Origin of the sequence: Delftia sp. 11MD, from assembly GCF_050907895.1 — a bacterium.
GTDB lineage: Bacteria > Pseudomonadota > Gammaproteobacteria > Burkholderiales > Burkholderiaceae_C > Comamonas > Comamonas tsuruhatensis.
The window spans coordinates 3,626,150-3,639,792 of record NZ_CP194333.1 but is presented as its reverse complement, the minus strand read 5'-3'; the positions used below and the strand labels follow the sequence as shown (position 1 = coordinate 3,639,792).

At 66.2% G+C, this 13,643-nt stretch carries 11 protein-coding genes; 6 read left to right on the top strand and 5 right to left on the bottom strand.

What is annotated here, in order from left to right:
- Window positions 1-353 precede the first annotated feature (353 nt).
- Window positions 354-581, bottom strand: a complete 228-nt coding sequence (locus ACRSCF_RS16470) for a hypothetical protein (RefSeq protein ID WP_126312190.1) — start codon at window positions 579-581, stop codon at window positions 354-356.
- 484 nt (window positions 582-1,065) lie between these two features.
- On the opposite strand from ACRSCF_RS16470, the gene ACRSCF_RS16465 reads away from it, so the two are divergent.
- Window positions 1,066-1,773 carry a hypothetical protein gene (locus ACRSCF_RS16465; RefSeq protein WP_016446774.1) on the top strand — a complete coding sequence of 236 codons (708 nt, stop codon included), beginning with the start codon at window positions 1,066-1,068 and terminating at the stop codon, window positions 1,771-1,773.
- A 326-nt stretch (window positions 1,774-2,099) separates the two neighbouring features.
- Here the strand turns inward: ACRSCF_RS16465 and ACRSCF_RS16460 are convergent, their stop codons facing one another.
- On the bottom strand, window positions 2,100-3,038 hold the full coding sequence (locus ACRSCF_RS16460; RefSeq protein ID WP_244386103.1) for a DMT family transporter: 939 nt from the start codon (window positions 3,036-3,038) through the stop codon (window positions 2,100-2,102).
- A 145-nt stretch (window positions 3,039-3,183) separates the two neighbouring features.
- On the opposite strand from ACRSCF_RS16460, the gene ACRSCF_RS16455 reads away from it, so the two are divergent.
- Window positions 3,184-4,125 carry a LysR family transcriptional regulator gene (locus ACRSCF_RS16455; protein ID WP_244451707.1) on the top strand — a complete coding sequence of 314 codons (942 nt, stop codon included), beginning with the start codon at window positions 3,184-3,186 and terminating at the stop codon, window positions 4,123-4,125.
- Here the strand turns inward: ACRSCF_RS16455 and ACRSCF_RS16450 are convergent.
- The 3 genes from ACRSCF_RS16450 to ACRSCF_RS16440 are packed head-to-tail and all read right to left on the bottom strand — an operon-like array spanning window position 4,122 to window position 7,406.
- The gene (locus ACRSCF_RS16450; RefSeq protein ID WP_244386101.1) at window positions 4,122-5,687 is read right to left on the bottom strand and encodes a PhnE/PtxC family ABC transporter permease; all 1,566 of its coding nucleotides are present in this window, start codon (window positions 5,685-5,687) and stop codon (window positions 4,122-4,124) included. The two genes, ACRSCF_RS16455 and ACRSCF_RS16450, sit on opposite strands and share 4 nt — an antisense overlap.
- Window positions 5,678-6,502 carry a phosphonate ABC transporter ATP-binding protein gene (locus tag ACRSCF_RS16445; RefSeq protein WP_034363970.1) on the bottom strand — a complete coding sequence of 275 codons (825 nt, stop codon included), beginning with the start codon at window positions 6,500-6,502 and terminating at the stop codon, window positions 5,678-5,680. The genes ACRSCF_RS16450 and ACRSCF_RS16445 overlap by 10 nt, the downstream gene beginning before the upstream one ends.
- Before the next feature lie 19 nt (window positions 6,503-6,521).
- On the bottom strand, window positions 6,522-7,406 hold the full coding sequence (locus ACRSCF_RS16440) for a putative selenate ABC transporter substrate-binding protein (RefSeq protein ID WP_034363968.1): 885 nt from the start codon (window positions 7,404-7,406) through the stop codon (window positions 6,522-6,524).
- Window positions 7,407-7,993: 587 nt separating this feature from the next.
- Between ACRSCF_RS16440 and lldP the strand changes: the two genes are divergently transcribed.
- From lldP to dld, 4 genes are all read left to right on the top strand, one after another.
- Complete coding sequence (gene lldP, locus ACRSCF_RS16435; protein ID WP_432675064.1) at window positions 7,994-9,697, top strand: L-lactate permease; 1,704 nt, start codon at window positions 7,994-7,996, stop codon at window positions 9,695-9,697.
- A 185-nt stretch (window positions 9,698-9,882) separates the two neighbouring features.
- Entirely contained in the window at window positions 9,883-10,689 is an 807-nt protein-coding gene (lldR, locus tag ACRSCF_RS16430; protein ID WP_016446781.1) for a transcriptional regulator LldR, read from the top strand.
- 10 nt (window positions 10,690-10,699) lie between these two features.
- Window positions 10,700-11,839, top strand: coding sequence for an FMN-dependent L-lactate dehydrogenase LldD (lldD, locus tag ACRSCF_RS16425; protein ID WP_016446782.1), 1,140 nt, complete (start codon window positions 10,700-10,702; stop codon window positions 11,837-11,839).
- On the top strand, window positions 11,836-13,605 hold the full coding sequence (gene dld, locus ACRSCF_RS16420; RefSeq protein ID WP_244386100.1) for a D-lactate dehydrogenase: 1,770 nt from the start codon (window positions 11,836-11,838) through the stop codon (window positions 13,603-13,605). Before lldD ends, dld begins: the two co-directional genes overlap by 4 nt.
- Window positions 13,606-13,643: the final 38 nt, after the last annotated feature.

Here is a 13,643-nt window from a genome sequence, read left to right as displayed (position 1 = left end):
GGCCTTTATAAGTATTGGCTTTGCCTGGAAGCCGGTGGTCACCAAGAAGGTTCAGAGATTTCAACGGTTTCTATGGCTGGCTCAGATTGTCCTGGTGTTCCCGCAACGCAGTCTTGGGGTGTCGGCTTTCAGTTATTTCCACCAGCCGGCCGCCAGCACTGCTGCCATGGTGCTGGCCATGCCGGCCCATTGCGTGGCCCATGGCCCGACGGTGAAGCGGGTCAGGTCTACCAGCAATATCATGGCCGGATAGATAAAGGAAAGTGCGGCAGGCTGGATCGGGCACGCACCGCATCCGGCACGCGAAGTATCCGTGCCGCCCCTCTGCGTAGAGATCGTGCGTAGAGCCACATTCAGCGGGAGAGCAAGATGAAGAGATGCACGTGGGAGGGCATGGTGAAATGTGCATACGGTACAAGGCGCTTGCCATAACCTCGTCGCCCCGTGAAATCAGTTGTCCTATTGTTGTGCCCGGCGAACTGAGGCAGTGCACCACCATATTTGCGGCAGATGCCCATGTCATTGGCTGGCCTGAAAGTGAGATGTTGTATCTCTTCGTCGATCGCACCGATCGTATTCATAGAGAATCTCTTTCATCAACATGACCTCAACATGACCATCTCCATGAGGGACGTGAGATGCATGGTCGTGCCATTCGCCCTCGATACCCCCACTTCGCCTTTGGTAAGGAAACGATGAGTGAATGGGGCTTGCATTGCATTCGTGCTTGTGGCACCCACAGTCAAGGCTATAGATTGTATTGTGGTGAGTGAGTGCTTATTTTGCATGTTGAATAATTATTGGCTTGCTAACTGTTTGTCCAGGGAAAAAATGGGGGTTTGCAAAAATCTTCATACCGAGTTAGGCTTGTCGCCTCGACGCAGTTGAGAAAAATACGACAGAGCAATGATGCTTGTTCGGTGTCTTAAGTGAGTGTGCCAAATAATTTTTGAAACTCAGTGGGAATGGTATATGGGAAAATATACTGAGCGCATGAAATGAAAGGAGTTGAAAAAATTTAGTCGGTGTGGTTTTAAAATTATTGTACTTGAGGAGATTTCCGTAATGAAGATTGCATATGTTGGTTGTGCGGTAGTTTTTGCTTCTTTCTTGTCGTCGAATGCATTGGCGGAAGGGTGGATCGGTTCCACGTCCAATACCTATACCGATGGCGCTCACATAGAAGGATGGGCGTGTAATCCGGCAACGCCTGGCGTTTCCGGATGGGTTCACTTCTGGAGCGGTAGTGCAGATAATAAATTCCTAGGTGCTTTGCATGCAAATATCCCACGCGAGCAGGCGGTAGGAAATATATGCGGAGACTCCGGTGTGCACGGTTTCAGTGGAACTCTGGATGTGCCATATGCCGAACGTGATGGGAAAAGGCATAAAATCGTAGCCTACTTCATCAACGAAAATGGACAGCCACCGTTGTTGCTGCAAAACCATGCCTATATGTGGCTGGATGGCGGATATACGTTGCAGACAAGAACTGAGTGTAATGGAGCCAATCCTGCGCCGGGGCATTGGGTCAAGAAAGCTGTTGGCGGAAAGTGCACACTGCACAGTAGTGTAGGCGGTATCACGTGGGCTCTGAACACGACACATGCCTTCATCAGCAATGCGCCCTCGGGCTACCAGCTTGAGGCCTGTGAGCCAGGTCCTGCCGGATGGACGACTCTGAGCACAAACCCCTCATCCTCCAATTGCATGAGGATTGATCCTTATGCGAACATTGTTACCAGCCCCAGCTACATCATCAAGAAAAATTGATGATTGACAGTTTCCGGTTGATCTGGTTTCCTTAAAATCCGTGGTAACTTCAGGATCTTGGGGCAAAGACCTTTGTCTCTGATCCTGCAGTTACTCTATTGCACGAATTTCGCAGGGTGCATGCTATTCCGCACGGTAAATTTGAACTCTCTCGTCTATTTTGAGAATCCGCTATTGGGGTAGTGGATTTCTCTTGACGAGGATGATGGTTTTGGGGTTTTGATGTCGATCATGTTTTTCCGATCAGGCCGAAAACGATTCTGATCCTGCTCCGGAAAACCTGGGCGTTCGCACCAGATTACGTTCGGCTTGTTTGCGCTGGACCGTTAGGACTGGCCCGTGAGCCGGTGCCCCAGCACCGCCACCACAATGCAGCCCATCCCGACCCACTGCGCCGCCGACGGCACGGCGCCAAACCAGGCCAGGTCCACCAGCAAGGCCATGGCGGGGTAGACGAAGGACAGTGCCGCAATGGCGGGCGCCGGCAGCCGCTGGAATGCGGCATACATCACCGTGTACATGAAGGCCGTATGGACCAGTCCCAGGGTCAGCACCATGGAGGCGGCGCGCGCTGACAGCAATTGAGGGCTGGCTGCGGCGATATGGGTGAGCAGCGGCAGGGCCCACAGGCTCAGCACCAGTCCGCCCGCCAGCATCTGCAGCATGGCGATCTGGGCCGAGGGCATGTGGCCCAGGCGGCGCGTGGCGACCGTGGTGCCTGCGTAGAGAGCGGCGGCCAGCAGGGCCAGGGCGACGCCTATCCAGGCGCCTGTTCCAGCATGCGATGCATCCATGCCATCCAGCCCGACCAGGCCGCTGCTCAGCGCCACCCCCTGCAGGGCCAGCAGCAGCCAGGGCAGCTTGCGGCGTTCGACGGGCTCGCCCTGCAGCGCCGACAGGGCCAGCAGCATGAAGGGCTGCACGTGGTAGACCACGGTGGCCACGGCGATGGAGCTGTAGTGGTAGGCGCTGAAGAGGGCGACCCAGTTCAATACCAGGGCGATGCCGCCGCCAGCCAGCCACAGCCATTCACGGCCTTGAGGGGCGACCCATTCGCGCCGCCAGGCCAGCCACAGGCCCAGGCCCAGTGCGCCCAGCACGCAGCGGGCGAATACGACCAGCAGCGGCGGCAGCGCGCTTTCCACGACGAGCAGGCCGATGGTGCCCGACAGCGCCATGGCCAGCAGCATGCGCCAGGTGCCGCCCTGGCTGGTTCGGGGCCGCGTGGTTGAGGTTGCAGAGGTGAGGCTGGGGCTGTGGGACATGGTGTCGATTCCTTGGCGCGCTTCGGTATGGAGCGCATGGCCGTATCTTGCGGACCTTGCAATCAATCAACAATCCATGAGTCATTCAAATTAATATTGCCTGCCATGCAACAAAGACCGGAGTAGCGCCTTGCCCGATACCGCCATGCCCCTGGATGAAATGCTGGTCTTCGCCCGTGTGGTGGAGCACCAGAGCTTTGCGGGCGCGGCCCGGCAGCTGGGGCTGACGACCTCGGCCGTGAGCCGCAGCGTGGGGCGGCTGGAGGCGCATTTCGGGCTGCGGCTGCTGCAGCGCACCACGCGCTCGCTGTCGCTGACCGAGGCGGGGGCAGAGATCCATCAGGCCTGCCTGCGGCTGGTGGAGGATGCCCAGGCCGTGCAGGCGCTGGCCGGCCAGTTGCGCCAGCAGCCGCGCGGGCTGCTGAAGATCAGCGCGCCGGCCGTGCTGGGCGATCTCTGGCTGTCGCCACTGCTGCCGGGTTTTTGCGCGCGCTGGCCCGAGGTACAGGTGCAGGTGGACATGACGGACCGCATGGTGGACCTGGTGGCCGAGGGGCTGGACCTGGGCCTGCGCATCAGCGTGCCGGGCCAGATCGCGCCTGGGCTGGTGGCGCGGCCGCTCAAGACCATCCGCTATGTGCTGGTCTCCACGCCCGGCTACCTGGCGCGGCATGAGGCCATCGGTGCGCCTGAGCAGTTGCTGGCGCATCCCTTCATCAGCCTGGGCTACGGCCAGTTCCAGAACGAGGTCGAATTGCGTTCGCAGCGCGCTGGGCACCAGCCGGCTGCGCCCGCTACGCGTCTGCTGGTGAATACGCCCATCACCATTGCCAGCAGCCTGGGCATCATCCAGGCGCTGCAGCAGGGGCAGGGCATCGGCGTGGTAGCGGACTTTGCGGCGCAGGCGGCGCTGCAGGCCGGGCAGCTGGCGCCCGTGCTGCCGGGCTGGGCGCTGTGCGGCAAGTACGCGCCGCGCGTGGTGCATGCGGTCTATGCGCCCACGCGCCATGTGCCGCTGAAGCTGCGGGCGCTGATCGACTACCTGGTCGAGGTGGAGGGTGACGGCGCCACGGCCCCCGCCACCTAACCCATGCGCCTTCGCAGCGCCGCGCTGGCCCAGTCCACGGCCACGGACAGCGCCAGCATGGCGATGATGACGGTGCTGGCCTGGGCATAGTGGAACAGCGACAGCTCGAAGTACAGCAGCTGCCCCAGCCCGCCCGCGCCCACGAAGCCCAGGATGGCGGCCATGCGGATGTTCATCTCCCAGCGGTACAGCGTGTAGGCCAGCAACTGCGGCGCGGCGCCGGGCAGCGTCGCGTAGAGGAAGGCCATGGCGCGGCCGCTGCCGGACAGGCGCAGCGCTTGGGTGGGGGCGGCGGGCTGGTTCTGCAGGGCCTCGGCATACAGGCGCCCCAGCACGCCGGCCGTGTGCAGCGCCAGCGCCAGCGCGCCTGCGAACGGGCCCAGGCCCACGGCCAGGGCGGTGATGGTGGCCCAGACCAGCTCGGGCACGGAGCGCAGCACGTTGAGCACCAGGCTCCAGGGGGCGCGCCAGCGCGGCAGCGCCAGCAGCAGGCCCAGCACGGCCGCCAGCAGGGTGCCGACCACGGAAATGGCCAGCGTCTCCCACACGCCCACGGCCACCTTGCGCAGCCATTCGGCGCTGGTGTCGGGCGGGAAGAAGCTGATGACGAATTCCAGCATGGACCGGCCCGCCGCGCCGGTGAACAGCGAGGGCAGGTCCATCTCCAGCATGGCAAAGCTGGCGGCTACGCCCAGCGCCAGGGCGGCGCAGGCGAGGGCGCTGCGCCAGCCCCAGGCGCTGGCACGCGCGGCGGGTGGCGTGTCCAGCGCGCGGCGCAGGCCGCGCGAGAGCAGGTCGGCGCCCCAGACCAGCAGCATGAAGGTCAGCAAGATGGTGCTGGCCTCGCCGCCGTTGAGCATCTTCATGGCCTGGTCCATGAGCTGGCCCAGGCCGCCCGCGCCCACAAAGCCCATGACCACCGAGGCGCGTATGGCGCACTCCCAGCGGTAGACGGTGTACGAGGTCAGCTCGCGCGCGGCCTGGGGCAGCAGGCCGTACAGCATGGCCAGCGGCCGGCGCGCGCCGGCCTGCGCCAGGGCACGCGCGGGTGCGGGGTCGGCCGATTCCAGGATTTCCGCATAGACCTTGGCCAGCATGCCGCCATAGGTCAGGCCCAGGGCCAGCACGCCAGCGGCCGGCCCCAGGCCGAAGACGCGCACGAAGACCAGGGCCCAGACCAGCTCGGGCACGCCGCGCAGGATGGTGAGCAGGCCGCGCGTGACGGGGTTGAGCGCCCGCCGCTCGCGCGCGGCGCCCGTGACCAGGTAGGCCAGCGGCACGGCCAGCACAAAGGCCAGGGCCATGCCGGCTGTGGCAATGGCCAGGGTCTCCAGCGTGGCGCGGCCCAGGTAGCCGAGGAAGTCGCGCCCGGTTTCGGGCGGCAGGAAGGTGGCCAGAAAGCGGCTGATGACCTGCAGGTTGCCGGGATCGAACAGCGCGCCCAGGCTGAAGCCCGCGCCCTGGAACAGCGGCCACAGCACGACGGCGGCCAGCACCAGGGCGCCGAGGCGGCGGGGCGCGGCGGGATCACGCAGCGCGTGCAGATCGGAACTCAACGGCATGCGGATGCGGACAGCGGTGCGGCAAAGGCGGCGGGCGCGGGTGTCCACGCAGGGCGGGAGGGATCATCGCCAGCATGCTCGGACCCATACAGCGCACGCAGGTGTTCCTGCGTGACTTCTGCCGCCGGCAGGTCGAAGGCGATGGCGCCATCGCGGATGCCCACGATGCGCGCAAAGCAGGCCAGCGCCAGGTCCACGGCATGCAGGCTGGCCACCAGGGTGGCGCCGCGCGCGGCGGCTTCGTGCACCAGCAGTTGCACGGTGGACAGGGCCAGGGCCGGGTCCAGCGCGGCCACGGGCTCGTCGGCCAGGATCAGCTCGGCCTGCTGGTAGAGCACGCGGGCAATGCCCACGCGCTGCAGTTGCCCGCCCGAGAGCTGGTCGCAGCGCGCGAACAGCTTGTCTGCCAGCTGCACGCGGGCCAGGGCCTCGCGCGCGCCAGCGGTGTCCTGTGGGTACAGCAGCGAGGCCAGCGCCTTCCACGCCGGCCACCGGCCCAGGCGCCCGGCCAGCACGGCTGTGACCACGCGCTGGCGCGGCGGTATGGGCGGCGCCTGGTGCACCGTGCCGATGCGCGCGCGCAGCAGCCGGGGTGCGCCCGCGCTGGACGCAGGCACCTCGTCGCCCAGCACGCTGCGCCGGCCCTGGCTGGGCGCCAGCGCCGTGCCGATGACGGACAGCAACGTGGTCTTGCCCGCGCCCGAGGGGCCGATCAGCGCAATGGCTTCGCCCTGGCGTGCGGCCAGCGTCACGCCGCGCAGCGCAATGCCGCCGCCGGCGTGGGTCAGGCCCACGCCTTGCAGTTCAAAGCTCATGGATTGCGCCTGCCGCGGCTTACTTGAGCAGGCCGGCCGACTTGGCGGCGGCCTCGATGCCTTCGTAGTTCGAGGCCTGGGTGGGAATGAAGCGCGCGGCACGCTGCAGCTCCAGGATGGCCTTGTGCTCGGGCTTGGCCGGGTCCAGCGCCAGGAAGGCGTCGGTCAGCTTCTTGACCAGGGCCGGGTCCAGGTCGCCGCGCACGGTCCAGTTGTAGTCGAAGTAGGGCGGCGTGGTGGCGAACACGCGCACCTTGCTGGTATCGACCTTCTTGCTCTCCACCAGCTTGTCCCAGACCGATGCGTTGAGCACGCCGGCCTCGGCCTTGCCTGCAGCCACGAAGGCCACGGTGGCGTCATGCGCGCCGGAGAAGGCCACGGTCTTGAAGTCCTTCTCGGGGTTGATGCCGTCCTGCTGCAGGAAAAAGCGCGGCATCAGGCTGCCCGAGGTGGACGAGGGCGCGCCAAAGGCAAAGCTCTTGCCCTTGAGGTCGGCCAGGGTCTTGATGGCGGGGTTGGCCGTGATGAACTTGGAGGTGAACCTGGCGTCTTCCTCGCGCTGCACGATGGGGATGGCCGTGCCGTTGGTGCGGATCTTGGTCTGCACGAAGGTGAAGCCGCCCAGCCAGGCCAGGTCCAGCTTGCGCGTGGCCAGCGACTCGACCACGGCGGCGTAGTCGGTCACGGGCGTGAACACCACCTTCATGCCGGTCTGTGCCGAGAGGTACTTGCCCAGCGGCTCGAACTTGCGCTGCAGCTCGGTGGGGGCTTCATCCGGGATGGCCGAGACGCGCAGCACGGCGGGTTCGGCGGCCAGCGCAGGCAGGCTGGACAGGGTGGAGGCGGCCAGCACGCAGGCAGCCGCCTGGCGCAGCGCCGAGCGGCGCGCAGGAATGTGGTTCATGGATGGGCTCCGTTCAATCAGCCACCGCCGTCCGGATACACGGCGGTTTAATAAGGCGCCCGGGGTTGACACGGGCGCCGAAGGTACAAGGGCGGTACACCGACCGCTGAGGCTGCATTGTAGGGAGCGGGCTTTTCCGTTGGGGAGCGTCAGGCTTGAGCGCCGGACCTGCCGGCACAGCGCGGCCGCCGATCTTTTTCCCGCGTGCGCTGCGTTTGTGCACCGCCTGGGACCTTGCTTGGTCGGGGACTTGAACATGCGTTGCACCAAAATATCCATTATTGGTATGACCAATAAATATCCTGGTGCGTTATCTGCACTCTTTTAGGTGTTTACCCTGTTCATCTGCCCACTTGAAAGCTCTGAGAATCGCACCACTTCGCGCAATGGTCTGAATTTTGGCTTAATTGGTTGGACCAATTTGCCAATGGCCCACAAGGCGCCAGCGCGGGGAACACTCCCAGACACCGTTGCAGCCAGCCAGCAGACATCCTGTGCGGATCGCACCGTGTGCCAACGCTGCAACGAGAGGGAGTGGCCGACAAGGGGCGCTTACCGCGCCCTCCCCATCATCTAGAGACACGGTCATGCAAACCATCTGGCAGCAGAACTACGATCCCGCCGGGAACATCTGGATCTCGGCGCTGATCGCGCTGATTCCCATCATCTTTTTCTTCCTGGCGCTGACCAGGTTCCGTCTCAAGGGCTACCAGGCTGGCACCGTCACCGTGGCGCTGGCGCTGGGCGTGGCGCTGCTGTTCTACAAGATGCCCGTGAGCGCGGCACTGGCCTCGGCCGTGTACGGCTTCTTCTACGGCCTGTGGCCCATTGCCTGGATCATCGTGGCGGCCGTGTTCCTCTACAAGATCTCGGTCAAGACGGGGCAGTTCGACGTGATCCGCTCGTCCATCCTGTCGGTCACGCCCGACCAGCGGCTGCAGCTCATCCTGGTGGGTTTTTGCTTCGGCGCCTTCCTGGAGGGCGCGGCCGGCTTCGGCGCGCCCGTGGCCATCACGGCCGCGCTGCTGGTGGGCCTGGGCTTCAAGCCGCTGTATGCGGCGGGCCTGTGCCTGATCGCCAACACGGCGCCCGTGGCCTTCGGCGCCATGGGCATTCCCATCATCGTGGCGGGGCAGGTCTCGGGCGTGGATGCATTCGCCATCGGCCAGATGGCCGGACGCCAACTGCCCTTCATGACGGTGCTGGTGCTGTTCTGGCTGATGGCCATCATGGACGGCTGGCGCGGCGTCAAGGAAACCTGGCCGGCCGTGCTGGTGGGCGGCGGCTCCTTCGCCGTGGTGCAGTTCCTCACGGCCAACTACATCGGCCCCGAGCTGCCGGACATCACCTCGGCCATCGTCTCGCTGGTGGCGCTGACGCTGTTCCTCAAGGTCTGGCAGCCCAAGCGCATCTTCCGTTTCGACACGGAAGGCGAGGGCGGCAAGGCTGCTGCCATTGCGAAGACAGCCAAGGCGGTCAAGGCTCCCGCCGCCGCTTCCGGTGCACCGCTGACGGCCGGTGCCGTCATCAAGGCCTGGTCGCCCTTCATCATCCTCACGGCCATGGTGACGGTCTGGAGCATCAAGCCCTTCAAGGCGCTGTTCGCCGCAGGCGGCCCGCTGGCCTCCACCGTCATCAACATCCCCGTGCCCTTCCTGCACAACCTGGTGAAGAAGACGCCCCCCGTCGTGGCCGCCGCTGCGCCCTACGGCGCGGTCTACACCTTCAACTGGCTGCTGGCCACCGGCACGGCCATCCTGATCGCGGCGCTGATCACCATCACCTTCACGCGCCTGTCTCCCGCCAAGGCCGTGGCCACGCTGGGCGAGACCTTCAGGGAACTGGCTGTGCCGATCTACTCCATCGGCATGGTGCTGGCCTTCGCCTTCGTGGCCAACTACTCGGGCCTGTCGGCCACGCTGGCCCTGGCGCTGGCACACACGGGCCAGGCGTTCACGTTCTTCTCGCCCTTCCTGGGCTGGATCGGCGTGTTCCTCACGGGCTCGGACACTTCGGCCAACGCGCTGTTCGCCGCGCTGCAGGCCACCACGGCGCAGCAGCTGGGCCTGCCCCAGGTGCTCACGGTGGCGGCCAACACCACGGGCGGCGTGACGGGCAAGATGATCTCGCCCCAGTCCATCGCCATTGCCTGCGCGGCCGTGGGCCTGGCAGGGCGCGAGTCGGACCTGTTCCGCTTCACGGTCAAGCACAGCCTGATGTTCGCCGTGATCATCGGGGTGATCACGACGCTGCAAGCCTATGTGTTTACGTGGATGATTCCGGGGTATTGACATGAAACACCCCCTGAGTCGCTGCGCGCCTTCCCCCTCTCTACCCGCTTCGCGGGGGAGGGGGACGACACCCTCGCGGCGGGGCGGCCCTTGCTCGGTGTCCCTGGCTTGGGCAGTGCGGGTTTCATGCGATGAGGCTGGCGCATAGCGCCGTGAATCACTGAAAACCAATTCTGAGAATCCCCATGCGCGTTGCCGATCAAGTTGTCGAGAAATTGCTTGCCCTGGTGCAGGCCAGCGGAGTGCAGCCCGGACAGCGGCTGCCCGCGGAGCGGCAACTGGCGGCCGAGCTGGGCGTCTCGCGCACCTCGGTGCGCGAGGCGATACAGAAACTCACCAGCCAGGGCGTGCTGGTGGCGCGGCGCGGCGATGGCACCTACCTGCAGGAGCCGGCGCCGGCTGCCGAGCCTGCGGACTGGCTCAAGGACGCCATGCGGCCGCTGGCCGGCCTGATGGAGTCCGACTCCCACTACCGCTACGACGTGCTGGAAACCCGCCACGCGCTGGAGACCAGCACGGCCTGGCTGGCCGCCCAGCGCGCCACGCCGCAGGACAAGGACCATATCCAGCGCTGCTTCGAGGTGATGATCCAGCACCAGCAAAGCGGCCACGCCGAGCTGGCGGCGCGCGCCGACGCGCAGTTCCACCTGGCCATTGCCGAGGCTTCGCACAACCTGGTGCTGGTGCAGGTCATGCACAGCCTGTTCACCGTGGTGCTGTCCACGGTGGAACGCAACCGCCACGACATGTTCCGCCTGAGCGCGCCCCAGACCCTGCAGGAGCTGACCGTGCAGCACCAGAGCCTCATGCAGGCCATCCTGGACGGCGACCCGCAGCGCGCCCGCGAATGCATCGGCGAGCACCTGGAGCATGTGCGCACCACCATCCAGCGCCTGGACGAGGACCGCGCGCGGCGCGAGCGCTCCATGCGGCTGCCTCTGGACGCCGCGCCTGCGCTGCTGCCCACTTCAGACCTGATACGAAAGACATGAGACACCCATCATGATCATCTCCTCTACCTCCGACTACCGTGCGGCGGCGCAAAAGCGCCTGCCGCCTTTCCTGTTCCACTACATCGACGGCGGCGCCTATGCCGAGCAGACGCTGCGCCGCAATGTCGAGGACATGGCCGCCGTGGCGCTGCGCCAGCGCGTGCTCAAGGACATGAGCCGGCTGGACACCAGCATCGAGCTGTTCGGCGAGAAACTGTCCATCCCCGTGGCGCTGTCGCCCGTGGGCCTGACGGGCATGTACCGCCGCCGCGGCGAAGTGCAGGCCGCGCGCGCGGCCGACGCCCATGGCATTCCGTTCACCATGTCCACGGTCTCGGTCTGCCCCATCGAAGAGGTGGCGCCCAGGATCAAGCGCCCCATGTGGTTCCAGCTCTATGTGCTCAAGGACCGGGGCTTCATGCAGAACGCGCTGGAGCGTGCCCAGGCGGCCGGCTGCTCCACCCTGGTCTTCACCGTGGACATGCCCGTGCCCGGCGCGCGCTACCGCGATGCGCATTCGGGCATGAGCGGCCCGAATGCCGCCATGCGCCGCTACTGGCAGTCGGTCACGCATCCGGCCTGGTCCATGGACGTGGGCCTGCTGGGCCGCCCGCATGACCTGGGCAACATCTCGGCCTACCGGGGCAGCCCCACGGGCCTGGCCGACTACATCGGCTGGCTGGGCGCCAACTTCGATCCCTCCATTTCCTGGAAGGACCTCGAATGGATACGCGCCTTCTGGAAGGGGCCCATGGTCATCAAGGGCATCCTGGACCCCGAGGACGCCAAGGACGCCGTGCGCTTTGGCGCCGACGGCATCATCGTCTCCAACCATGGCGGCCGCCAGCTCGACGGCGTGCTGTCCTCGGCCCGCGCGCTGCCGGCCATTGCCGATGCGGTCAAGGGCCAGATCAAGATCCTGGCCGACTCCGGCATCCGCAACGGCCTGGACGTGGTGCGCGCCATCGCCCTGGGCGCCGACTGCGCCATGATCGGCCGCGCTTTCATCTACGCGCTGGCCGCTGCCGGCGAGGCCGGCGTCAAGCACCTGCTGGAGCTGCTGGAAAAGGAGATGCGCGTGGCCATGACGCTGACCAGCGTCAGCAAGGTGGCAGACATCACCGGTGACCTGCTGGTGCGCGAAGCATGAGCGCGCCGGCCATCTCCGCCATGCCCCAGGTGTCCCGCGAAACCCTGCTGCAGCAGCTGCGCCAGGCCGTGGGCGCGGCCCATGTGCTCACCGACGACCAGGCCACGCGCCGCTTCCGCAAGGGCCACCGCACGGGCGAGGGCCCGGTGCTGGCCGTGGTGCGGCCCGCGACGCTGCTGGAGCAGTGGAAGGTGGTGCAGGCCGCCGTGGCGGCCGGGCGCATCGTCATCATGCAGGCCGCCAACACGGGCCTGACGGGCGGCTCCACGCCCGACGGCGCGGACTACGACCGCGAGATCGTGCTCATCAACACCTTGCGCATCACCGGCGTGCAGGTCATTGGCGGCGGCGCCCAGGTGGTGTGCCTGCCCGGCGCCACGCTGGACCGGCTGGAGCAGGCGCTGGCGCCGCTGGGGCGCGAGCCGCATTCGGTGATCGGCTCGTCGTGCATCGGCGCCTCGGTGCTGGGCGGCATCTGCAACAACTCGGGCGGCGCCCTGGTACGGCGCGGCCCGGCCTACACCGAGCTGGCGCTGTACGCGCGCGTCTGCGACGACGGCTCGCTGGAACTCGTCAACCACCTGGGCATCGCCCTGGGCCGCACGCCCGAGGAAATCCTCACGCGGCTGCAAAACGGCGACTACACCGAGTCCGACATCGCTCACGATGCGCAGCGCGCCGCCTCCGACCCGCGCTATGCCGATGCCGTGCGCGCCGTGGACGAGGACACGCCCGCGCGCTTCAACGCCGACCCCTCGCGCCTGTTCGAGGCCTCGGGCTCGGCCGGCAAGCTGTGCCTGTTCGCCGTGCGGCTGGACACCTTCCCCAAGGAGCCCAGCACCGTCTTCTATATAGGCAGCAATGCGCCCGACGACCTCACGGCCGTGCGCCGCGAGCTGCTGACCGCGCTGCCGCGCCTGCCGATCGCCGGCGAGTACATCCACCGCACGGCCTACGACATCGGCGAGAAATACGGCAAGGACACCTTCCTGCTGATCGACCGCTTCGGCACGGCCAGGGTGCCGGCCGCCTTCGCCCTCAAGAGCCGCATGGACGGCTTCTTCGAACGCTTCGGCCTGCGCGGCGTCACCGACCGCGTGATCCAGGCGCTGACCAACCTGCTGCCCAGCCACCTGCCCGCGCGCATGCGCCAGTGGCGCGACCGCTATGAGCACCACCTGCTGGTGCGCGTGTCCAACGACACGGCCGAGGCCACGCGTGAATTCCTCACGCGGCACTTCAGCGGCAGCACCACGGGCGGCTGGTTCGAGTGCGATGCCGACGAGGGGCGCAAGGCCTTCCTGCACCGCTTCGCCATCGCGGGCGCGGCCATCCGCTACCGCGAGGTGCACCGCGCCCAGGTGGAGGACATCGTGGCCCTGGACGTGGCCCTGCGCCGCAACGACCGCGAATGGGTGGAGCAACTGCCCGCCGAGGTCGAGCGCGACATGGTCCACAAGCTCTACTACGGCCACTTCTTCTGCCATGTCTTCCACCAGGACTACATCGTCAAGAAGGGCGTGGACCCGCTGGCCATGGAGCACCGCATGTGGGAACTGCTGGACGCGCGCCGCGCCGAGTACCCGGCCGAACACAACGTGGGCCACTTGTACGTGGCCAAGCCCGCGCTGGCAGGCTTCTACCGTGAGCTGGACCCCACCAACACCTTCAACCCCGGCATAGGCCACACCTCGCGCAAGCTGGGCTGGGAGGAGTGTTGCGACCGGCCGGGGGGATGGCCCAAGGGGTATTCGGAAACGCCGTAGAGCAGGAGCAGGCGGGCCCGGGGGCAGCCCGCCGCACC

What these genes read in the sequence shown, in the direction of transcription:
- ACRSCF_RS16470 (WP_126312190.1), bottom strand. Translation starts at nt 581, where the DNA reads ATGAATACGATCGGTGCGATCGACGAAGAGATACAACATCTCACTTTC.
- ACRSCF_RS16465 (WP_016446774.1), top strand. Translation starts at nt 1,066, where the DNA reads ATGAAGATTGCATATGTTGGTTGTGCGGTAGTTTTTGCTTCTTTCTTG.
- ACRSCF_RS16460 (WP_244386103.1), bottom strand. Translation starts at nt 3,038, where the DNA reads ATGTCCCACAGCCCCAGCCTCACCTCTGCAACCTCAACCACGCGGCCC.
- ACRSCF_RS16455 (WP_244451707.1), top strand. Translation starts at nt 3,184, where the DNA reads ATGCCCCTGGATGAAATGCTGGTCTTCGCCCGTGTGGTGGAGCACCAG.
- ACRSCF_RS16450 (WP_244386101.1), bottom strand. Translation starts at nt 5,687, where the DNA reads ATGCCGTTGAGTTCCGATCTGCACGCGCTGCGTGATCCCGCCGCGCCC.
- ACRSCF_RS16445 (WP_034363970.1), bottom strand. Translation starts at nt 6,502, where the DNA reads ATGAGCTTTGAACTGCAAGGCGTGGGCCTGACCCACGCCGGCGGCGGC.
- ACRSCF_RS16440 (WP_034363968.1), bottom strand. Translation starts at nt 7,406, where the DNA reads ATGAACCACATTCCTGCGCGCCGCTCGGCGCTGCGCCAGGCGGCTGCC.
- lldP (WP_432675064.1), top strand. Translation starts at nt 7,994, where the DNA reads ATGCAAACCATCTGGCAGCAGAACTACGATCCCGCCGGGAACATCTGG.
- lldR (WP_016446781.1), top strand. Translation starts at nt 9,883, where the DNA reads ATGCGCGTTGCCGATCAAGTTGTCGAGAAATTGCTTGCCCTGGTGCAG.
- lldD (WP_016446782.1), top strand. Translation starts at nt 10,700, where the DNA reads ATGATCATCTCCTCTACCTCCGACTACCGTGCGGCGGCGCAAAAGCGC.
- dld (WP_244386100.1), top strand. Translation starts at nt 11,836, where the DNA reads ATGAGCGCGCCGGCCATCTCCGCCATGCCCCAGGTGTCCCGCGAAACC.